The sequence below is a fragment of the Polaribacter sp. YIW18 genome (assembly GCF_057219325.1).
Genome location: NZ_JBXVVE010000008.1, coordinates 15,639 through 38,299 on the forward strand (window position 1 = coordinate 15,639; position 22,661 = coordinate 38,299).

The following is a 22,661-nucleotide window of genomic DNA, read 5'->3' on the forward strand; positions in this document are numbered from 1 at the left end:
TTTTATCAAGTTAGTTTTTATCAATTTAAAAACTACAATTTTATGGCATATTTAGACACTTTTTCTGGTGATTTTACAAATAAGGAAGCTAGGCATTTATTAAAAAGAACTTCTTTTGGAGTTACACAAGATTTAGTATTAGAAGCTACAACAATAGGTTTAACAGAAACCATAAAAAAGTTATTTGAAGAATCATCTCCAGAAAATTTCCCCTTAAAATACGAACCTGATGGAATAGAAAGAGGAGAAGTAAACGACCCAGATGTTACTTATGGAAACACATGGGTAAATGCACCTTTATATCCAGATTTACCAACTTCTCAAGAAAGAAATCGGGTTTTTATAGCTAGAAACAGATCGCAATATGCTTGGTCCTTTTTACAAATGCAAAACGCCGGAATTTCCATTAAAGAAAAACTGACTTTATTTTGGCACAATCATTTTGTATCAGAAAACCAGCATCCTCATAGAGAGTTTTTTTACATGGATATTCTAAGAAAAAACGCACTAGGTAACTTTAAAGAAATTACCAAGCAAATTACCTTAGACCCCAATATGCTAATTTATTTAAGTGGTAATGAAAACACAAATACAGCTCCAAACGAAAACTACTCAAGAGAATTACTAGAACTATTTACGCTTGGCAAAGGTGCTGCCTTAGGTAATGGAGATTATACCAATTATACAGAACAAGATGTAGTACAAATAGCAAAAGTATTAACTGGGTGGAGAGCAAGATGGATTAGACATGAAACACCTTTAAAGGCATATTTTACAAATGGCAGACACACAAAAGGAGACAAAATACTATCACACAGATTTAATAACGCTATAATTACAGAAAACGGAGCCGAGGAATATAAAGATATTATAGACATTATTTTTCAACAAGAAGAATGTTCTAAATTTATTACAAGACAATTATACAAATGGTTTGTGAATACTGAGATAACCGAAGAAATTGAAACTAATATAATTGTTCCTTTAGCAAAAATTATTAAAGAAAATAATTATGAAGTATCACCAGCTTTAAAAATCTTATTTAGTTCAGATCATTTTTTTGAAAGTACCTTTTGCATGATTAAAAGCCCTATAGATTTAATATTCTCTACAACAAAATCTTTAGGTTTAATAGCCCCAAAAACCTCTGTAAAAGAAGAATATGAATTTGCTTATGTATTGTATTTAATGGCAACAGATTTAGAACAATCTATCTATCATCATCCAGATGTAGCAGGTTGGAAAGCTTATTACCAAGAGCCATTATTTCACAAAACTTGGATAAATAGTTATTTACTACCTAAAAGATTAGAATATTGTAAATCTTTAGTTGTTGGAGGTATAATTATTATCGATGAAAAAAAATACACAATACCACCGTTAGTTCCAGTTTTAGAAATAACAGCAGGTATAACTGGAGCCGAAAACCCAAATACTTTAATTTCAGAATTAGCAAACCAGCTGTTTAATTATAGTATTTCTAATGATCAATTAAATGCATTAAAAGATATTTTAATACCAGGTTTACCAGATTTTGAATGGACTGTAGAGTATACAAATTATTTAGGCGATACCTCTAATGAAGCCCTGCGTATTTCTGTTGATAAAAAATTGAGAGATTTAATAGGAACTATGGTACAAATGTCTGAATTTCAAATAATGTAATAATGAAAAAGACAGTAAAATTAAATAGAAGGGATTTTATAAAACTAAGCACCATTGCTTCTGCTTCTTTACCATTAACATTAAATGGTTTTTCACTATTTGCCAATCAAAAGCCAAAGGAATATAGTTTTTTAGAAGATAATGAAAACATTTTAGTTTTGATTCAATTACAAGGTGGTAATGATGGTTTAAATACGGTTTTTAATCTCAATCAATATGATAATTTACAAAGCGTACGTTCTAATATTATCATTCCAGAAAACGAGTTATTGACTCTACATGATGAAAACTGTTTACATCCATCTATGATGGGTATGAAAAAAATGTATGATGAAGAAAAATTAGGGATTGTACAAAATGTTGGTTATCCAGACCAAAATAGAAGTCATTTTAGATCTACAGATATTTGGAATTCTGCCTCAGATTCAGAAGACTATGTTTCATCTGGCTGGTTAGGACGTTTTTTTAATGAAAATCATTCAGAATTTCCAGAAAATTATCCAAATACAGAAAACCCAGATCCATTTGCTATAACTGTTGGCAAAATTGTTTCAGAAACGTGCCAAGGGCCAAATATTAATTTTTCTATGGCTTTGTCAGATCCAGAAAATCCTGGAACTGCTTTTGCTGCCAATTCAGGTAACATACCAAATAACTGTTATGGAGATGCTTTAACATTTGTAAACAATACTGTAAAGCAAACAAACGCCTATGCAGATGCAATTAAAACAGCTTCTAACAAAGGAAACAACTTATCAGAAAAATATACCACTAGCAATAAAAACAAATTAGCCGGTAAACTAAAAAATGTAGCAAGATTAATATCTGGAGGCTTAAAAACAAAAGTATACATTGTTCAGTTGGGTGGTTTTGACACACATGACAATCAAATAATTGATGTAGATAAAAAAACAGGAAGACATGGAAGTTTATTAAAGGAGTTGTCAGATGCAATTGCCGCTTTTCAAGATGATTTACAACTTTTAGGAATTGATAAAAAAGTAATGGGGATGACTTACTCTGAATTTGGGAGAAGAATTAGATCTAATGGAGGTTTAGGTACAGATCATGGTACTGCAGCTCCTCTGTTTTTATTTGGTTCTTGTGCTAAAAACCAAATTTTAGGTGATACTCCAGAAATTGACACACAAGTAGATATCAAAGAGGGCGTGCCAATGCAATATGATTTTAGAAATATTTACAGCACTATTTTAACTGATTGGATGGGGGGTTCTAAAACAAACGTAGATTCTGTGTTATTTAAAAATTTTAATACTTTACCACTATTTAAATCTGGCTGTTCTGCAGCTCTTTCTACTAATGACTTTTTAGAAGAAATATTAGATATTAACGTTTATCCAAACCCTGCATCACATAGTATTTCTATTAAATTTACAGGAAATAATGAGACTGTAAAAATAACCCTGTACAACACAATTGGTGCAGTTGTAAAAAATATTATCAATAAAAATTACACAACCGCACAACATACTTTAGTTGTAGACATACAACAACTCCCTAAAGGGAATTATTTTATTAACTTTCAAACTAAAAACATTTCTAAAACTAAGAAATTGGTTAAGTATTAAAATAATGAGTTATACTTTTTAAATAATTTTAGGTTATATTACACTTTTACTTATTTATATATATTTATTATAAAAATATTTTGTTTTTAAAATGAACTTACAAACCCAACTTTTTTTAAAAAAAGAAACTAAAAATGCAATTGATTATTCGTCTAAAATTGTTTTACTCGGCTCTTGTTTCTCAGAAAATATTGGTAATAAGTTGGGGTATTATAAGTTTCAAGTAACTCAAAATCCTTTTGGTATTTTATTTCATCCAAAAGCTATTGAAAATTTAATTACTAGAGCCATCAACTTAAAAATGTATGCCGAGGATGATTTTATTTTTCAAAACGAACGTTGGCATTGTTTTGATGCACATTCTAGCATAAGTAAAAGTTCTAAAAACGAGCTTTTAAAGAACCTAAACACATCATTAGAAAAAACAAGAAAAGCACTTTTAGAAGCTACACATATTAGTATTACATTGGGTACTTCTTGGGTATATCGTTTTATAGAACGTGATAAAATTGTTGCCAATTGCCATAAAATACCACAAAAAAAATTTTTAAAAGAAATCTTATCTGTTAATGAAATTTCTGAAAGTCTAGAGGCCATTTCTGCGTTAATTAAAAGTATCAACAAAAATGCAACTATCCTTTTTACAGTTTCTCCTGTAAGACATTTAAAGGATGGATTTGTAGAAAATACACAGAGTAAAAGTCATTTAATTGCAGCCATACATCATACAATTAACCTAAAAAATAAAACCTACTATTTTCCAAGTTTTGAAATTATGATGGATGAGTTGCGTGATTATCGTTTTTACACAGAAGACATGATTCATCCCAACAAAACTGCGATCAATTACATTTGGGAAAAATTTGTAAACACTTGGTTAACTCAAGATGCACTTTCAACCTTACAGGAAGTAGAAAACATTCAAAAAGGAATTTATCACAAACCTTTTAATGAAAAATCAGAGCAACATCAGCAGTTTTTAAAAAATTTAGAATTTAAAAAAGAAAAACTCACAAAGCAATTTCCGTTTATTAAATTTTAAAAAATACAAGTAGAGAGTAAAACAGAAAGAGTAATAAAAGCTCAAAAAAGAAACTTTATTTAGCTGTTTTCTATTTTATCCTCTTAAACTAAATCTTTGTAAGATGTTTGAAAAAATATTAACGTTATAAACAGGAGCTTTAGTAAGTATATTTGTTGTCTCTATTATACTTTTTAACAATAAAAAAAATGGCAAAATTATTCTAAATGTTTCGCAACATTTTGCCAAGGCCCACCATTAATTACATCTACACCATTTTGAGTTAAAAACTGGGTAGCTTGTCCGCTTCTAGCGCCACTTCTACAAACTGCTATAACAGGTTTTTTCCAAGCTTTTATTTGTTCTATTTCTAAAGGTATTAAATTTAATACAATGTTTTTTGCCTGTTCTATATGACCTTCATTCCATTCTGCTAAAGTTCTAACATCTAAAATTACTGCGTCTTTGGCTAAGTATTCTTTAATTTCTGCACTCATGTCTTTTCGTTTAAACATGTCAAATAAACCCATGTTTTATTTATTTATAATTTATTGGCACAAAGTTAATCCATTTTCAATCAGTTTTGTGTAGCTTTTGTTACATTTTAATTTTTGTAAAGCTACTAATAATTCTTGTTGAATAGAAAAATTATGCTGCAAAGCTAATTCATACAATTCTAAAAAGAGCAACCAATCATTAGAAAAATTATTTTTTAATTGATTATATATTACAGTTAATTTCTCTTCTGTCACTGTTTTTTTTGCTCTCATTTTTCTTACATTACTATAAAGTGTGTATAATTCTCTTTCTTTATCTGTATATTTTATTTTGTGTGTTTTGGTTTTAGAAACCTCTGTAATATCTTTAAAAGAATTTATATCTGCAGCACCTGAGTAAGCAGAAACTACTTCTTTACCAACTGCCATATGATACAAACCCCAATTTGGCTGAAACAATACTTTATCTTTACAAGTTACCGTACAATTTTTAAAAGTTATTATTAATATTTTACCTCTTAAATCTCTTGTACCTGTAATTACATTTCCTTCTACTTTTACACCTCCCTCAAAAACCAAAGTAATTCTTTTACCTTCATAGATTTGATAAGCCTCTAAATCTCTTGGACTCATATTTTCGATAGCAATGTTAATACCTTTTAACTTTCCTATGGGGCTTCCATAACCTTTTTTATGATGTTCTATTCCATGGCCAATTAACTCTTTATCTCTATTAGACAATGCTGTATTTCCCTGGGTTTTAAAGTAAATGGGTTTACCATTATCATCTTCTATTACCTCTGTAAAAATACCCGAAATTTGGATTCCTGTACTTAGCTCTATTGTTCCTAAATTTTTAGAATTGATTAACTTTTGTATGCCTTTTAAACCTCCTTTACGAATTGCCATTGTATTGGCAAATTGTTCTAAAACCAAGCTTAAATGGGCAAAATTTGGAGTTACAAATAATTGTGGTTGTGGTTTTGTGATATCAAAATTTATGTTTGCAGCTTCTATGGTATAGGGTACTTTTTTAACTTTTTCTTGCATGCACCAAGCACTTTCTCCTATTGATGAGAGCAAACCTGCTCCGTAAATTTTTGGCTGTTCTACCGTGCCAATTAACCCATACTCTACTGTCCACCAATGTAAATTTCTAATTTGATCCATTTCAGACAATTCGCCCATATTTTCCTGTAAATATTCTACTGCATTTTGCGCTTCTTGAATTTCTTTTTCAGTAGCATTCGGGTTTTCTTTTAATATGGATAAAAGTCTAATTGCCTCATACATTTCGTAATCTTTGGCAGACGATATTGCTTTGTTACCAATTTCGCCAAAACGTCTTAAATATTCTGCATATTCTGGATTTGCAATAATAGGTGCATGCCCTGCAGCTTCGTGAATAATATCTGGTGCAGGGGTATATTCTATATGGTTAATAGTTCTCATATCTGAAGCAATTACCAAAACATTGTAAGCTTGAAACTCCATAAAAGCATTGGGTGGTATAAAACCATCTACAGAAACGGCTGCCCAACCAATGTCTTTTAAAATACGATTCATGCCCTCCATATGTGGTATTTCGTCAATTGAAATTCCTGTTTTATCTAAACCCTCTAAATAAGATTTATGAGCAACTTTACGCAAATAATTTACATTCATGCGCATTACATAACGCCAAACAGCTTGGTTTTGTGCTGTATATTCATCATAAGGTTGTTTTACAATAAATTTATGTAAGTGCTTTGGGAGTTTTTTGGTAACATCATTCAGTTGAAAGTGCATAATCATCTAAATATTGAATTATTATCACAAAATTACTTATAAAAATAAAAATACTTCATTTAAAAAGCGTTAAAAAAACGTTTTTTTAGTAATTTGTTATTTTACACTACTTTCTCCTATATATTTAACATTATAGTTAAGTAAGGTTTTATTACACATAAGATTGCTAGTTTAAAAGCAAATAAGAGAAATCGTATTTCTACTTTTGAAAAAATAAAAAACTTTGAAAATAGGATACCCTCAGAATTATACTTCTCTGTAAAAGCTCCTACAAAAGAGCTCAGAAAAATTAAAATAATACCAAAAAAATAATTTACTTTTCTATAAAAAATCAGCTATTATTCTATTATTACTTTGTATTTGTATTTACTTTATCGGTTTCGTAGAATCTTAAAAAAAAGAAAAAAATCTTTCTTATTTTTACTGTTCAATTTATAGAATAATGAATAAGAAAGTAATTTTAATGATTTTGGATGGATGGGGCATCACCCAAGACCGAAAAGTATCTGCTATTTACAATGCAAAAACACCATTTATTAACGGTTTATATGATAAATATCCTAATGCCGAATTAAGAACAGATGGTTTAAATGTTGGTTTACCAGAAGGACAAATGGGAAATTCTGAGGTTGGACACATGAATTTAGGTGCTGGTAGAATTGTATATCAAAACTTAGCAAGAATTAATAAAGCTGTAGAAGAAAAATCTTTAGGCAAAGAAAAAGTATTGTTAGACACTTTACAATATGCCAAAGAACATAATAAAGATATACATTTATTAGGTTTGGTTTCAAATGGTGGTATCCATGCACACATCAATCACTTAAAAGGTATTTTAGATGTTGCTAAAGAAAACCAAGTAGATAATGTGTATTTGCATGCTTTTACAGACGGTAGAGATTGCGACCCTAAATCTGGTACGTATTTTATAAATGATATTCAAGAATACATGAAAGAAAGTACAGGAGAATTGGCTACTGTTACTGGACGTTATTATGCTATGGATAGAGATAATAGATGGGAACGTGTAAAAGAAGCTTATGATGGAGTTGTAAACGGAGTTGGAGAAAAAACGACAGACGTAATTGCAACTATCAACAAAAATTATGAAGCTGGTTTAACAGACGAGTTTCATAAACCAATTGTGGTAACCAATGCAGAGGGTTCACCAAAAGCACAAATAAAAGAGGGTGATGTTGTGTTGTTTTTTAACTATAGAACAGACAGAGGTAGAGAGTTAACCAATGCGTTATCTCAAAACGATTTTCCAGAATTTGGCATGAAAAAACTAGATTTATATTTTACAACTATTACCTTATATGACGAGAGTTTTAAAGGGATAAATGTAATTTATAATAACGATAATATTAAAAACACCTTAGGCGAAGTACTTTCTAAAGCTGGTAAAAAACAGATTAGAATTGCAGAAACAGAAAAATATCCACACGTTACTTTTTTCTTTTCTGGTGGACAAGAAGCACCTTTTGAAGGCGAATCTAGAATTTTAAGAAATTCGCCAAAAGTAGCAACATACGATTTAAAACCAGAAATGAGTGCTTACGAATTAAAAGAAGCCTTGTGTAACGATTTAGAAAAAGGAGATGCAGATTTTGTGTGTTTAAATTTTGCGAATGGAGACATGGTTGGTCACACAGGTATTATGGAAGCTGCAATAAAAGCATGTGAAGCTGTAGATAATTGTGCACAAGCAGTTATAGAAACTGGTTTAAAAAATGGATATTCTACATTGCTAATTGCAGATCATGGTAATTGTGAAACTATGATGAATCCTGATGGATCACCTCATACAGCACATACAACCAATCCTGTACCTTTCATTTTAATTGATGAAGAAATAAAATCGATAAAAAGTGGTATTTTAGGTGATATTGCACCAACTATATTAGAATTAATGGGGGTAGAACAACCAAAAGAAATGACACAACATTCTTTACTATAATTTAAAAACAATGAAATATATATTCATCTTATTTTTTTCAGTAGCACTAATTTCTTGTAGCAGTGTACAACAAAAAATTACTGCTACAAAAAACAAATCTGGAGACTTGGTTGGTTTTGCCAATAAAGAATCTTTTTTGCAAGCACCATACAACACCTGGTTTACTAAAAATTTTGACAATTACAAACCAGATGAAGCTACAATTTCTGCCTTAAAAAAAGAACTGAAAGATGTCAAAATTAAAGGTTTTATGGGCACATGGTGTGGAGATAGTAAAAGAGAAACACCTCGTTTTTATAAAATTTTAGAATTAGCAGGTTTTAATTTTAAAAATTTAGATTTAGTTACGGTAAATCGTTCTAAAAAAACACCAGATAATTTACAAGAAGGCTTAAATATTAAAAGAGTACCCACATTTATTTTTTATAAAGAGGGTAAAGAAATTGGGCGTTATGTAGAATATGCAAGGAAAAATCTAGAAACAGATATCTTAAAAATTGTTACAGAACAACCTTATAAACATTCTTACGACAGAAGTAAGTAAATTCCGGCAATATAATTATTGCCTTAAATTTAAGAATGCCATTGTAAAAGATGCGTAAGCTAAAATTGGCAAAACACAATGATTTACTTTTGAAACATTAGGCAAATGGTATTGCTTTTAAATTGTAAATAAAAGTTTTTCAGAAAAAAATTTTGATAAAAAATATAACAGAAAAATTAATGTAAATGTTTTTATAAACGATAGAAATATTGCTATTTTTTTTGGCTGGACAAATAGTAACAAACAAATTTTTAATTACGACCCAGCACTAAAAAAGAAAAAAGATTTTTTATCTGTCTTCAAACAACAATCATTTTCACCTAATTTCTTTAAAATATAGTAACTTTGCCCTTCAATTTTTTTTAACATGATTAAAATTAAAACCAAAGAAGAAATAGAAATTATGCGCGAAAGTGCATTAATTGTTTCTAGAACATTGGGCATGCTTGCCAAAGAAATAAAACCTGGAGTTTCCACCTTATATTTAGATAAATTAGCTGAAGATTTTATTAGAGCAGAAGGTGCAATTCCTGGTTTTTTAGGTTTGTACGATTTTCCAAATACACTTTGTATGAGTCCAAACTCTCAAGTAGTTCATGGAATACCAAATAAAGACCCTTTAAAAGAAGGAGATATTATTTCTATAGATTGTGGTGCTAAAAAAAATGGTTTTTATGGAGATCATGCCTATACCTTTGCCATTGGAGAAATTGCTGATGAAACTAGAAAATTATTAGACGTAACTAGAGAGAGTCTATATGTGGGTATTCGCGAATTTAAAGTTGGTAACAGAGTTGGAGATGTAGGTTATGCCATTCAAAAATTCACAGAAGATCATGGTTATGGTGTCGTAAGAGAGTTGGTTGGTCATGGTTTAGGAAGAAAGATGCACGAAGACCCAAACATGCCCAATTATGGTAAAAGAGGAAGAGGAAAAAAGTTTGTAGAAGGGATGGTTGTAGCCATTGAACCTATGACAAATTTAGGTACGCATAAAATAAAACAACATAATGATGGTTGGACAATTACCACGTTAGATGGCAAACCCTCTGCACATTTTGAACACGATGTAGCTATTCTAAATGGGAAACCAGAATTACTTTCTACTTTTAAACATGTACATGAAGCGTTAGGCATAGAAACTGATGAAGAAGAGGAATTTAGACAAAAATTATAAATGGAAATTAAAGACATCAATCCCAAAGAAATTATAAAAGGCTTTAATGGACGCTTTGTTCATATGGAAACTTTTACAATTGCTTTTTGGGAGGTAAAAAAAGATTCTGAACTTCCAGAACATTCCCATTTTAGTGAGCAAACCACTCAAGTTATGGAAGGTAAATTTGAAATGACTGTTAATGGAATAACACAGATTTATACTCCAGGCTCTATTTTAAAAATTCCTTCATTTGCAAAACACTCAGGTAAAGCTTTAACCGATTGTAAGATTACCGATGTCTTTTGTCCTGTTAGAGAAGAATATAAATAATATTCCTATTGAAAACTGTTTTCAAATCCATACTAAACACGGTGCCAAGACCTTGGTTGATAAAAGTTAGTTACTTGGTTAGACCTATTATTGCATTTGCTTTAAAAGGCAATACCTACACAGATCCAATTGATGGTAAATCTTTTCGTAAATTTTTACCTTACGGATATGGAAAGCAGCGCGAAAATGCACTTTCTCCATCAACGTTATCATTAGAAAGACACAGATTAATGTGGCTTTTCCTAAAAGATGAAACCGATTTTTTTACATCAACAAAAAAGCTAAAAACATTACACATTGCACCAGAACAGTGTTTTTTAGATATTTTTAAAAAGCAAAAAAACTTAGAGTATATTACCTCAGATTTAGAATCTCCTATTGCAGATGTAAAAGCAGATATTTGCGATTTACCCTTTAAAGAAAGTGAATTTGATGTTGTTTTTTGTAATCATGTTTTAGAACATATACCTGATGATAAAAAAGCAATGCAAGAATTATACCGTGTTTTAAAACCTGGTGGACTGGGTATTTTTCAAATTCCGCAAGATTTATCTAGAGCAACCACTTTTGAAGATAATACAATTACAGATAAAAAAGAACGTGCTAAAATTTTTGGTCAATATGATCATGTAAGAGTATATGGTAAAGATTATTTTGATAAGTTAAGAGCTGTTGGTTTTAAGGTAGATGAAGTGGATTACACAAAAAAAATCGCACCAGAAAAACGAGAACAATTTTGTTTGATGAAGCATGAAATACTTCCTGTATGTTACAAATAAACGACAGAAATAGATACCTATTCGTAGGTGTAATTAGAGAATTCTTCTAAATTATGATCAGTATTTACGTACAATAAAACCACTTTAAGCTGAGGGTTATTCTTTAAAAATGATTTTGTTTTCTCTAAACCCATTGCCATAAATGCTGTTGCATAAGCATCTACATCTGCACAATCTAAACTAGCTATTACAGAAACACTTAACATGTTACTCTCTTTAGCCAAACCTGTTATTGGGTTAATAGTATGTACATATTTTTTACCAGCATCAGTAATTCTAAATTTTCTGTAGTTTCCAGAAGTAGCCATAGCCTTATTAGATAAGTTTATTTTTTTAAAGCCAGTAGTTGTATTTATTGGGTTTACCAACTTTATCACCCAAGGTTTGTTTGCTGTTTTTAGGCCTTTTGTTCGAATCTCTCCTCCAATTTCTATTAAATAACTTTGTATGTTGTTTTTTTCTAAAAATCTTGCTACCACATCGATACCAAAACCTTTTGCAATAGAGTTAAAATCTAAATAAATTTCTGGATATTTCTTTATAATTTGATGGTTCTTTAACGAAACCATTTGCAATCCCACAAACTGCATTGCCGCCTTTACCTCATCTTGGTTTAAGTCTTTTTTTTGATTCTTTGGACCAAAACCCCAAGCATTAACCAAATTACCAACTGTAGGATCAAAATAACCATTAGTTTCTTTAAATATTCTTTTAGATTTTTTAAAAACTTCTATAAAATAATCGTCTACAACAACGGCTGTATCTCCTTGATTTATTTTAGATATTGCAGAATTAGGGAGGTAAGTAGAAAGTGAGTTGTTTATTTTTAAAAACAAACTATCTATGTCTTTTTGATAACTTTTATCTGCATTTAAATAGGTAATTTTATAAGTGGTGCCAAAAACAGCTCCTTTTAGAGTGTAATCAGATAAATCTACTTTTTTATTACAACTAAAAAAAAATAAAGTTGCACTAAAAATTATTAGAAAATATAGTTGTTTCATAAAGAAATGTTATGGTAACAAAAATACAATATAATTTTTTCACAAATTCTTGTTAATCGTACTTTTAATTCGTCTAATTTGTTAAATTTGTAGAAATAAAAATCATTAAGCCTATTTATAATGAAGAAAATATCATTTATCTTATTAGCTACAGTAATACTAAGTTCTTGTGTTTCTAAAAAAGAATTTGTTGCATTACAAACAGAAAAACAAAAAACTGAAAAAGAATTATTAGCTGTAAAAACCAATTTACAGAAATGTTTAATTGACAGTGAAAAAGAAGATGCACAAATGTTTGCTTTAAAAGAGCAAGTAAAGTATTTAAAACAAGATAAAAAGACAGCTTTAAAACAAGTAGAAGACTTAACGGTTTTAACGCAGTCTTCTTCTGATAATATTAAAAGTGTTATTTCTCAATTAAGTGAAAAAGACAAATATATCAACGGAATTAGAGATGCAATGACGCAGAAAGATTCTCTTAACTTGGCCATTAAATACCACTTAACTAAAAACTTAACAGAAGGTATACAAGATAAAGACATTGAAGTTAATGTAGAAAAAACAGTCGTATTTATTTCTATTTCTGATAAATTATTATTTAAAAGCGGAAGCTACAACGTAACTGACAATGCATATACTGTATTAGAAAAAATAGCTAAAGTAGTAAACGATCAACCAGAAATGGATGTAATGATTGAAGGACATACAGATGCTACACCAATTAAAAGAAATTTAATACAAGACAACTGGGATTTATCTGCTTTAAGAGCAACTTCTATTACTAGAATATTACAATACAAATTTGGTGTACAACCACAAAGATTAATTGCTGCTGGTAGAAGCCAATACGTGCCTTTAGTACCAAACAACTCTCCTGAAAATAAAGGAAAAAACAGAAGAACCAAAATAATTATTATGCCTAGATTAAATCAGTTTTTTGATTTGTTAGAGCAAGATGCTAAATAATTATTTAGTTTTAAAATATGTTAAAGCCACTCAAATCTGAGTGGTTTTTTTTGTTTTTCATAGAATTACCAAATTTTTTCTTTCTTATAAAAACCACTAAATTTGTTTAACTTTTGATATAAAACATTAAAACGTTCCATATCATATTAGTTAGCTGCAATGAAAAAGAACCAACACCAATCACAGAAAATTAAGAATGAACCAGAGTATTTTAATTAAGAATTCGACAATAGTAAATGAAGGGAAATCATATGTCACTGATGTACTTTTATCAGACGGACTAATTGAGAAAATTGGAAATATTGATAGTGAAGCAACTCACAAAATAATTGACGGAACAGGAAAACACCTATTCCCGGGGATTATTGACGGACAAGTTCATTTTAGAGACCCCGGACTTACACACAAAGGAGATTTATATACCGAAAGCAAAGCAGCCATAGCGGGTGGCGTAACTTCTTTTATTGATATGCCAAATACTGTTCCGAATATTTTGAATGTTGAGAGCCTAAGAGAAAAATATGATATTGCATCCCAAAAATCTTTAGCAAACTATTCGTTTTTCCTTGGTGTAAACGGAGATAATATTGATGATGTAATTAAGATGGATACCAGCCAATTTATTGGCGTTTCTGATGACGGCTTATACTTTACCAAAAAAGGAAATCTATTGGCTGACAGTCCAGAAAAAATGGAGAAACTATTCGCTAACTGCAAATCCATTATTGCAATTCATTCTGAAAAAGAAGAAATCGTAGAGGCAAACGAAAAGGCTTTTATAAAAAAGTACGGAGAAGATGTACCCGCAAAATTCCATCCAATTATTAGAAATACAGAAGGCTGTTTTGAAGCTAGTAAACGTGCAATTGAAATCGCCAAAAAACACAATGCTCGACTACATATTTTACATTTAACAACAGAAGCAGAAACACACCTTTTTCAAAATAACATTCCTTTAAAAGAGAAAAAAATAACTACTGAGGTTTCTGTACATCATTTATGGTTTTCAGACAAAGATTATGACCAACTTGGAATGCTTATAAAGTGGAATCCGGCAATAAAGACAGAAAAAGACAAAAAAGGTTTATTAAAAGCATTACTTGACGACAGAATTGATATTCTTACAACCGACCACGCACCTCATACTTTGGAAGAAAAAGAGCAACCTTACTTTCAATCAATGTCAGGAGCGCCAATGGTTCAACACTCTTTGAATTGTATGTTGGAATTTTATAAGCAAGACTTAATATCGTTAGAAAAAATAGTTGAGAAGATGTGCCACAATCCTGCGATTCTATACAAGATGACTAAAAGAGGATTTATCCGAGAAGGCTATTTTGCCGACTTGACCTTGGTGGATTTAAACAGCAAATGGACAGTCACTAAAGACAATCTTTTGTACAAATGCGGTTGGTCGCCATTAGAAGGGACGACATTTCTAACGGCAATCAAACAAACGTTTGTGAATGGAAATTTGGTGTACGATAATGGAAGATTTAACGAAACAATTAAAGGAATGGAAATAACGATAACAACACAATCAAATTAAAGAGATTATCGCCTTATGTTCAACGGTAGAAAATTAATCATTGCCACTAAGCACAAAAAGGAAAGTGTAATCGCACCAATTCTTGAAAAAGGTTTGGGAGTAAGGTGTTTTACAGATGAAACATTCGACACGGATACATTGGGGACTTTTACAGGAGAGATTGAAAGGAAACTTGACCCTATAGCAACTGCTAGGCAAAAATGCCTTTCAGCTATGGAACTGAGTAACTGCGATTTGGGTGTGGCAAGTGAAGGTTCTTTCGGCTCTCATCCAACAATATTTTTTGCAAGTGCAGATGACGAGTTTTTAATATTCATTGACAAAAAGAACAACTTAGAAATAATCGCCAGAGAACTGAGTATGGAAACCAATTTCAATGGTAGTGAAATTGAAAATGAAAAAGACCTTTTAGAATTTGCTGAAGCAGTAAAATTTCCATCTCACGGACTCATACTTCGCAGATCAAAAAAAGACAACAACGATATAATTAAAGGCATTACAAAATTACAAGACTTAAAAAAAGCATTCCATTTACTGCATAAAAAATTCAACGGGGTTTACGCTGAAACCGATATGAGGGCAATGTACAACCCGAGCCGAATGTCTGTGATTGAAAATACAGCCAAGAAATTAGTTGCCAAGGTAAATTCTTGCTGCCCTCAATGCAATATTCCAGGTTTTGGAATGACAGACGCAAAAAAAGGACTAGAATGTAGCTTATGCGGTTCAGCAACCAATTCGACATTAAGCTATATTTATATTTGTCAACATTGTCAATTTACAAAAGAAGAAATGTACCCGCATAAAAAAACAAGCGAAGACCCCATGTATTGTGATTATTGCAACCCATAATTAGTTAGAAAAATTGAAATGATAATGCGTAAAATAGAAACAAAGCAGCTAACAGGGCATATAGTTAATGGCGGTTATATACTCATTAATAATGTTTTAGCATTTAATAAGCTAAGTGCGAAACTGAAAGTTAAGTGCTTCGAAATCCGCCACTAACCATACACAAGACCGTTAAACGAAACTACTCCAAAATTTTTATAAAGTTTTCAAAAGCCACATAATAGGGTTGGTTTTTAAACACAGGGCTTTCTACACTTTCTGCATTGGCAATACCCACACCAGCAAACCACACTTTGGCATTCTGTTTTTTTGCGTGATTCTTAAAAGTTTCCATCCAAATAGTATCGTAGTCATTTGGGTTTTGTAAATTATTGGTAGCTTTTACCAAAACAAAAATAGTGGGTTCGCCTTTTTTAAATAATACAAACTGCGGATGTCTTTTTAACGTACTATTTATGGCCTGAAACTCGTACCCCATTTTCTCTAGCTTTTCGCCTACAATATTCATTGCTAAATTATGTAACTCTTGAGCTGTTAAAACCTGCATAATTTATTTTTTTTTAGTGAAACTAAATATTGAAAAGTTTAAAAAACGTATTCAATATTATAGGTTGAACTAATCCTGATTTTCATCAGGACCTTTACTTTTATTTTTTCTTTTTATTGCGCTTATGATAATTTTTATCTCCCCTAGTTTTAGGTTTCTTATATTTTTTTGCAATTTCTCTTCTATAAGAACCTCCTAAGTTTACCTTGCTATTTTTTTCGCTTTTTTCATGAAAAGCTGGCCCAGGCACATACTCTAAACCAGTTCTGTTTTTAGATTGTTCTCTGTCTTCTTTTGGCCTTTCATCTTCTGTAAGCATCGTAGAAATGGCTACTTCTTCTGGTATTTCTAAAACCGGAATTGTATAATCCATTAAAGTTTCTATTTCATTTTTTGCTTTTTGCTCCTTTTCTGTAGAAAAAAGAAATGTTTCTCCTTCTTTTTCTGCACGACCAGTTCTACCAATTCTATGCATGTAATTTTCTGGAAAATCAGGAGTATCAAAATTAATAACATGAGAAACCTCATCAAAATCTAAACCACGTGCCATAACATCTGTAGCCAGTAAAATTCGATTTTTACCTTCATCAAACTGTTTGATAGAACGAATTCTGTAATTTTGTGTTTTGTTAGAATGTATCACACACATCTCATCGTTAAAAGCTTCTTCTAAGTGCTTAAACAACAAATCTGCAGTTCTTTTAAATCCTACAAAAATTAATACTTTGTTATAGGTTTCTTTATCCTTTAAAAGATGATTTAACAAATTTACTTTGGTAAAAAAGTTAGGTACATTGTAAGATTGCTGTTTTATATTCTCTAAAGGTGTACCACTTACAGCAATAGATATTTTCTGCGGATTTTTAAAAAAATCGTAAATTAAATTGTCTACATCTTCTGTAATCGTTGCAGAAAACAGTACGTTTTGTCTTCTTTCTGGAATAATTTCAAAAATGTTCATTAATTGAAATCTGAACCCTAAATCTAACATTACATCCACTTCATCAATTACAAGTTTCTGAATATTTTTAAGCTTTAAAGCATTGCTTAAACCCAAATCATACAAACGTCCTGGAGTGGCTACAATAATATCTTGTCCTTGTAAAATAGCTTGTTTTTGTGTATTAATATTGGTACCACCGTAAACACCTAACACACGTAGATTGATATATTTTGCTAGTTTTTCAATTTCATCTACCACTTGTATCACGAGTTCACGAGTAGGCACTAAAACTAAAATTCTAGGATGTTTTTCTTTAGAAAATTTTAAATCTCTTAATATTGGCAGCATATAGGCAAAGGTTTTACCTGTACCTGTTTGTGCAATTCCTACAACATCTTTACCAGACCTAACTACAGAAAATGCTTTTTGTTGAATAGGTGTTGGAGTTTCAAAACCCAAATCGTCAATAGCATATTGCAACTGGTTAGATAAGTCTAATTCTTTAAAAGTCATGCTTTAAAATTTTATGCAAAGGTACGTTTTATAAAATGTTTTACAACACTACCTAAAGACTGTTATTATTTGTAATTTTGCTATCAAACTACTTAGGTAATAATGATTACGGACACACATACCCATTTATATTCGAGTCAATTTAACGAAGATCAAAAAGAAATGATACAACGTGCTAAAGATGCAGGTGTTTCTCGTTTTTTTATTCCTGCCATCGATTCTTCTTACACAGAAAGCATGTTGCAATTAGAAAAAAATTTTCCAAAGGATGTTTTTTTAATGATGGGTTTACATCCTACATCTGTAAAAGAAAATTATTTAGAAGAATTGGCACACGTAAAAACATGGGTAGATCAAAGAGATTTTTATGCCATTGGAGAAATTGGTATCGATTTGTATTGGGATAAAACCTTTTTAAAACAACAGCAAGAGGCTTTTAAAATGCAAATACAATGGGCAAAAGAAAAAAAATTACCTATTATAATTCATTGTAGAGATGCTTTTGATGAGATTTTTGAAGTTTTAGAGTCTGAAAAAGGAGACGATTTATTTGGAATTTTTCATTGCTTTACAGGTACAAAAGAACAGGCAGAAAAAGCCATATCTTACAACATGAAATTAGGTATTGGTGGGGTTGTTACGTTTAAAAATGGTGAAATTGATAAATTTTTAAATGAGATTGATTTAAAACACATTGTTTTAGAAACAGATGCACCCTATTTAGCACCAACTCCATTTAGAGGAAAGAGAAATGAAAGCTCATATATAACCAATGTTATTGATAAATTAGTAGCTATTTATAGTCTTTCTTTTGATGAAATTGCAGCGATAACAACCAAGAATTCTAAAGACATATTTGGTATATAATTAAGTAATGAAAACAGAAATCACATACTACAAAACACCCATAGGTATTGCAAAAATTGTAGGCGACACCAACGGCATACAAGCTGTTTCTGTTTTAGATGTAAAAGAGGTTTCTGTTACTGATTTAAAAAAATCTATACCTTATTGTTTGCAAGATTGTGTTGTGCAACTAGAAGAATATTTTAAAGGTGAAAGAGCTAGTTTTAATTTAACTGTAAACCCTAAAGGAACTGCATTTCAGATAAAAGTTTGGAAATATTTACTAACCATACCTTATGGCAAAACCACCAATTATTTGGCGCAAAGCAAAGCTTTAGGAGACGCAAAAGCAATTAGAGCAGTAGCCACAGCAAATGGTAAAAATCCACTTTGGATTATTATTCCCTGTCATAGAGTAATAGGTTCTGATGGTTCTTTAACAGGTTATGATGGTGGCATTTGGCGAAAAAAATGGTTGTTAGAACATGAAAATCCTGTAAAACAACAAACGCTGTTTTAATTTAGTTACTACATATTAAAAAACATATTTTTACGTTAAAAACGTAACGTTTTTTATGAATAAAAAATTTCTTTTTTTATGGCTGGTTTGTATTGGGTACTCCATACAAGCACAAACAATTCATACAGATTTTAGATCTAAAAAATTTCTGCTAAAAAAAGACACCTTAAAATTCGATTCTGTTGCCATTAATCCAATGCGTTTTAAAGTAGTAAATACGTTTTTAAAACCGATAAATCCTACAAACTATATTATAAATCATACAGAGGCAACATTAATTATTAATGCTAAAAAATATCCAGAAATAACTATAGAATATTTTAGATTTCCTGAGTTTGTTACCAAAACATATTCAGTTTTTGATGAACGGCTAATTTTACCCAACACTACAAGTACTGATAAATTGTATAGCTTAACTAGCAATAAAGAAGCTACCAACATAAAATTATTTGATGGCCTACAAACCAAGGGGTTTATTTCTAGAGGAATCACATCTGGTAATAATCAAAATGCGGTTACAAATGCGGCTTTAGATTTAGAAATTTTAGGAAAATTATCGGATAAAATCACGTTAAAAGCCAATATTTGGGATACAAACATCCCCATACAAGAAAATGGATACTCTCAAAATATTACCGATTTTGATAGAATTTTTATAGAAATGTTTCATAAAGATTGGCGTGTAAGAGCTGGAGATTTATCACTAAAAAATAGCGAAAGCTTTTTTGCTCCTTTTGTAAAACAAGCCGCTGGTTTAGAGGTAGAAGCAAATATTAATAACAATTTAAAAGTAAGTGCTTCTGGCGCTGTTGTGCGTGGTAAATTTAATACATTTACAATTGTGGGTAGAGAAGGCAACCAAGGTCCTTACAAAATTGTGGGCGCAAATAACGAGCCAAATATTGTAATTATTAGTGGTAGCGAAAAGGTATACATTAATGGAATTCAAATAAAAAGAGGAGAAAATAAAGACTATACCATAGATTATAATTTAGGCGAAATAACGTTTAACACTACCTACCCTATTACGAATGATATGAGGATCTGGATAGATTTTCAATATTCAGACAGAAATTATACCCGTTTTGTTACGTATGAATCTGTAAAATACAATTCAGAAAAACTAGATATAAGTAGTTTTTTTTACAGTGAAAACGATGCTAAAAATCAACCTTTACAACAAGCTTTAACAGACCCACAAAAACAAATTTTAGCAAATGCTGGTAACAATACCAATTTAATGTTTGCAGAAAGTGCTTTTGTAGATACTTCTGATGAAAATAAAATTCTCTACAAAAAAGCCACAAATGGTGCTGTAGAAATTTTTGAATACTCTACAGATTCTAATGAGGAACTCTATTTTGTAACCTTTACAAATGTGGGTAGCAATAATGGTGATTATATATTAGAAAGTAGCACAGCCATTGGAAATATTTTTAGTTATGCAGGTAAAAACCAAGGGAATTACAGCCCTATCACTAGATTGATTCCACCAACAAAATCTCAAATTTTTATGGTGAAATCGAATTATGCACCCACCAAAAAAACAACCCTTTCATCTGAAATAGCAATTAGTAATAACGATGCCAATTTATTTTCTAGCATAGACAATACAGAAAATAATGGGATTGCTGCAAAAATTGGTTGGCAGCAAGTTTTAATGGATAAAAAATGGCAATTAACTAGTCATATCAATCACGAATTTGCACAAAAAAACTTTAAAACTCTACAAAGATGGGAACGTGTAGAGTTTAATAGAGATTGGAATTTACTAACCAATAATGCGACTAAAAATTATTTTCAATCAGAATTTGTTTTGGAAAACAAAACAAAAGGTTTTTTAAAATACAAGTACAATCACTTAAATTATATAGACACGTATAATGGAAACAAACATGCTCTTAATGTCAAAATAAAACTAAATAATACTTCCTTTTTTGTGGATGGTAGTTTTTTAACAAACACGTCTACTTTAGAAGACAATAATTTTTTAAGAGCCAAAGCCACAGTAAAACATTCTTTTAAAAAAACTTGGATTGGTGCTTTTACAAACCTAGAAACCAATAGCAGAAAAGAAATTACAAGTAATAATTTTATCAATACAAGTCATCGATTTAAAGAACTCGAAACCTATTTTGGTATTGGAGATACTGCTAAAGTATTTGCGAAAATTGGTGTAAATTATAGAAATAATGACAGTATTAAAACCAATAAATTTACACAAATTAACAACAGAAAATCATTTTATATCAACAGTAAATTGATACAAAATAAAAAAACAAACTTAAGTATATATGCAAATTACAGACTTACAGAAAATGCTTTTTCAGAAGATGAAAAAACAGTAAACTCTAGACTATTATTCACACAAAAATTATTTAAAAACTTTGTAAACTTAAGTACATTGTACGAAACTTCTTCTGGCAATATTGCTAGACAAGAGTTTATTTATATTAAAACAGAACCCGGTTTTGGCTATTATACTTGGATAGATTACAATAATGACGGTGTACAAGATTTTGATGAATTTGAAATTGCAGAATTTCAAGACCAAGCCAATTATTTAAGAGTACCCAAACCTAACTTACGTTTTATTGCTACCCAAAAAGCAAAATTTAGACAAACAATTAACTTAAATTTTAATCAATGGAAAAAAGAAAAAGGGTTTAAAAAAGCACTTTCTTACTTTCATAACGATAATTTTATTAGCATAGAAAACGAACAGACCAAGGTTGGTAATTCTTTTAATTTTAACCCTTTTAATTTTAACGAAACCAATTTATTAGGTTTAAATTTTAGTCTTAGAAACAGCATTTACTTCAACAGAAATCTACAAAAATATAGCACCACGTATACCTATGGTACTTTAAGAAACAAGCAACAGTTTTTAATTGGCACACAAGAAAACAATACCAAAAGTCATCAAGTAGATTTTGCGCATAAGTTTGCCAATTTTTGGTTGATAGAATTCTTAGGTAAATTGGCAGAAAACGATTTAAAAACTGAAAATTTTAACAATAGAAATTACACCATAGAAAGTACAGAATTACAACCTAAAATCAGTTTTTTATATAGTGATAACAACAGATTATCAGCATTTTATCACTTTAAAAACAAAACAAATAATGTAGCCGATTTTGAAACTTTACAACAACATAAAATTGGCTTCGAATATTTTTACTTGAGCAATAAAAAAAATCAAGTTACAGCCAATATAAATGCTTTTATAAATAATTTTACAGGGAATACAAATACACCTGTGGCTTATCAAATGTTAGAAGGTTTGCAAGCTGGCAGAAATTACACTTGGAATGTATTATTTAATAAAAAATTAAATTCTTTTTTAAATTTAAATCTAAATTATTCAGGTAGAAAAAGCGACAACTCTAAAACAATTCATACAGGTAGCATTCAATTAAGAGCCGTTTTTTAATTTGTTAAAGTTTTGTTTTTAGTAACTATGATATTCTAAGTTCTAGTAATAAATGAAACAGATACATCTTTTAATGCAGATGTACATTTGTACAGTACATCAATTAATAGAGATAGAACCATAAAAGTACTTGGACATTTAGAAAATGAGGGGTAA

General features: G+C 30.3%; 19 protein-coding genes. 14 read left to right on the forward strand and 5 right to left on the reverse strand.

All coding sequences use genetic code 11. The annotated features are described in order from the left end of the window. Positions 1-42 precede the first annotated feature (42 nt). The 3 genes from AC2D6T_RS09305 (at position 43) to AC2D6T_RS09315 (ending at position 4,296) form a co-directional block, all read left to right on the forward strand. Positions 43-1,665: a DUF1800 domain-containing protein gene (locus AC2D6T_RS09305; RefSeq protein WP_484681298.1), complete on the forward strand. Its 1,623-nt coding sequence runs from the start codon at positions 43-45 to the stop codon at positions 1,663-1,665. Positions 1,666-1,667: 2 nt separating this feature from the next. Beyond that, entirely contained in the window at positions 1,668-3,254 is a 1,587-nt protein-coding gene (locus AC2D6T_RS09310) for a DUF1501 domain-containing protein (RefSeq protein ID WP_347187105.1), read from the forward strand. A gap of 91 nt (positions 3,255-3,345) precedes the next feature. Further along, positions 3,346-4,296 (forward strand): GSCFA domain-containing protein, encoded by a 951-nt coding sequence (locus tag AC2D6T_RS09315; RefSeq protein WP_484681299.1) that lies wholly within the window; start codon positions 3,346-3,348, stop codon positions 4,294-4,296. Positions 4,297-4,493: 197 nt separating this feature from the next. On the opposite strand, the gene AC2D6T_RS09320 is transcribed toward AC2D6T_RS09315, so the two are convergent. Both AC2D6T_RS09320 and AC2D6T_RS09325 read right to left on the reverse strand, forming a co-directional pair. After that, positions 4,494-4,805: a rhodanese-like domain-containing protein gene (locus AC2D6T_RS09320; protein WP_298947665.1), complete on the reverse strand. Its 312-nt coding sequence runs from the start codon at positions 4,803-4,805 to the stop codon at positions 4,494-4,496. Positions 4,806-4,823: 18 nt separating this feature from the next. Then, positions 4,824-6,566 (reverse strand): aromatic amino acid hydroxylase, encoded by a 1,743-nt coding sequence (locus AC2D6T_RS09325; RefSeq protein ID WP_347187107.1) that lies wholly within the window; start codon positions 6,564-6,566, stop codon positions 4,824-4,826. A gap of 436 nt (positions 6,567-7,002) precedes the next feature. Here AC2D6T_RS09325 and gpmI point away from each other — a divergent pair, with 436 nt between their 5' ends. From gpmI to AC2D6T_RS09350, 5 genes are all read left to right on the forward strand, one after another. Beyond that, positions 7,003-8,520, forward strand: coding sequence for a 2,3-bisphosphoglycerate-independent phosphoglycerate mutase (gene gpmI / locus AC2D6T_RS09330; RefSeq protein WP_484681300.1), 1,518 nt, complete (start codon positions 7,003-7,005; stop codon positions 8,518-8,520). 10 nt (positions 8,521-8,530) lie between these two features. After that, positions 8,531-9,064 carry a thioredoxin family protein gene (locus AC2D6T_RS09335; protein WP_438989762.1) on the forward strand — a complete coding sequence of 178 codons (534 nt, stop codon included), beginning with the start codon at positions 8,531-8,533 and terminating at the stop codon, positions 9,062-9,064. 367 nt (positions 9,065-9,431) lie between these two features. Further along, positions 9,432-10,241 (forward strand): type I methionyl aminopeptidase, encoded by an 810-nt coding sequence (gene map / locus AC2D6T_RS09340; RefSeq protein WP_298947657.1) that lies wholly within the window; start codon positions 9,432-9,434, stop codon positions 10,239-10,241. Further along, entirely contained in the window at positions 10,242-10,553 is a 312-nt protein-coding gene (locus AC2D6T_RS09345; RefSeq protein ID WP_484681301.1) for a cupin domain-containing protein, read from the forward strand. Positions 10,554-10,561: 8 nt separating this feature from the next. After that, on the forward strand, positions 10,562-11,332 hold the full coding sequence (locus tag AC2D6T_RS09350) for a class I SAM-dependent methyltransferase (RefSeq protein WP_484681302.1): 771 nt from the start codon (positions 10,562-10,564) through the stop codon (positions 11,330-11,332). A gap of 17 nt (positions 11,333-11,349) precedes the next feature. Here AC2D6T_RS09350 and AC2D6T_RS09355 read toward each other — a convergent pair whose 3' ends face one another. Further along, positions 11,350-12,336, reverse strand: coding sequence for an FAD:protein FMN transferase (locus AC2D6T_RS09355; RefSeq protein ID WP_484681303.1), 987 nt, complete (start codon positions 12,334-12,336; stop codon positions 11,350-11,352). 120 nt (positions 12,337-12,456) lie between these two features. Here AC2D6T_RS09355 and AC2D6T_RS09360 point away from each other — a divergent pair, with 120 nt between their 5' ends. From AC2D6T_RS09360 to AC2D6T_RS09370, 3 genes are all read left to right on the forward strand, one after another. Then, positions 12,457-13,302: an OmpA/MotB family protein gene (locus tag AC2D6T_RS09360; RefSeq protein ID WP_484681304.1), complete on the forward strand. Its 846-nt coding sequence runs from the start codon at positions 12,457-12,459 to the stop codon at positions 13,300-13,302. Positions 13,303-13,498: 196 nt separating this feature from the next. Further along, entirely contained in the window at positions 13,499-14,851 is a 1,353-nt protein-coding gene (locus AC2D6T_RS09365) for a dihydroorotase (protein WP_484681305.1), read from the forward strand. Positions 14,852-14,866: 15 nt separating this feature from the next. Beyond that, complete coding sequence (locus AC2D6T_RS09370; protein WP_484681306.1) at positions 14,867-15,703, forward strand: DUF6671 family protein; 837 nt, start codon at positions 14,867-14,869, stop codon at positions 15,701-15,703. A gap of 181 nt (positions 15,704-15,884) precedes the next feature. On the opposite strand, the gene AC2D6T_RS09375 is transcribed toward AC2D6T_RS09370, so the two are convergent. Both AC2D6T_RS09375 and AC2D6T_RS09380 read right to left on the reverse strand, forming a co-directional pair. Next, positions 15,885-16,250 (reverse strand): Na(+)-translocating NADH-quinone reductase subunit F, encoded by a 366-nt coding sequence (locus AC2D6T_RS09375; protein WP_298947644.1) that lies wholly within the window; start codon positions 16,248-16,250, stop codon positions 15,885-15,887. Positions 16,251-16,350: 100 nt separating this feature from the next. Next, positions 16,351-17,706: a DEAD/DEAH box helicase gene (locus AC2D6T_RS09380; protein ID WP_484681307.1), complete on the reverse strand. Its 1,356-nt coding sequence runs from the start codon at positions 17,704-17,706 to the stop codon at positions 16,351-16,353. Positions 17,707-17,808: 102 nt separating this feature from the next. Between AC2D6T_RS09380 and AC2D6T_RS09385 the strand changes: the two genes are divergently transcribed. From AC2D6T_RS09385 to AC2D6T_RS09395, 3 genes are read left to right on the forward strand one after another with little or no spacing between them, the layout of a single operon-like run. Continuing rightward, entirely contained in the window at positions 17,809-18,573 is a 765-nt protein-coding gene (locus AC2D6T_RS09385) for a TatD family hydrolase (protein ID WP_484681308.1), read from the forward strand. A 7-nt stretch (positions 18,574-18,580) separates the two neighbouring features. Beyond that, on the forward strand, positions 18,581-19,072 hold the full coding sequence (locus AC2D6T_RS09390; protein ID WP_484681309.1) for a methylated-DNA--[protein]-cysteine S-methyltransferase: 492 nt from the start codon (positions 18,581-18,583) through the stop codon (positions 19,070-19,072). Between the two features lie 55 nt (positions 19,073-19,127). After that, positions 19,128-22,505 (forward strand): hypothetical protein, encoded by a 3,378-nt coding sequence (locus AC2D6T_RS09395; protein WP_484681310.1) that lies wholly within the window; start codon positions 19,128-19,130, stop codon positions 22,503-22,505. Positions 22,506-22,661 lie beyond the last annotated feature (156 nt).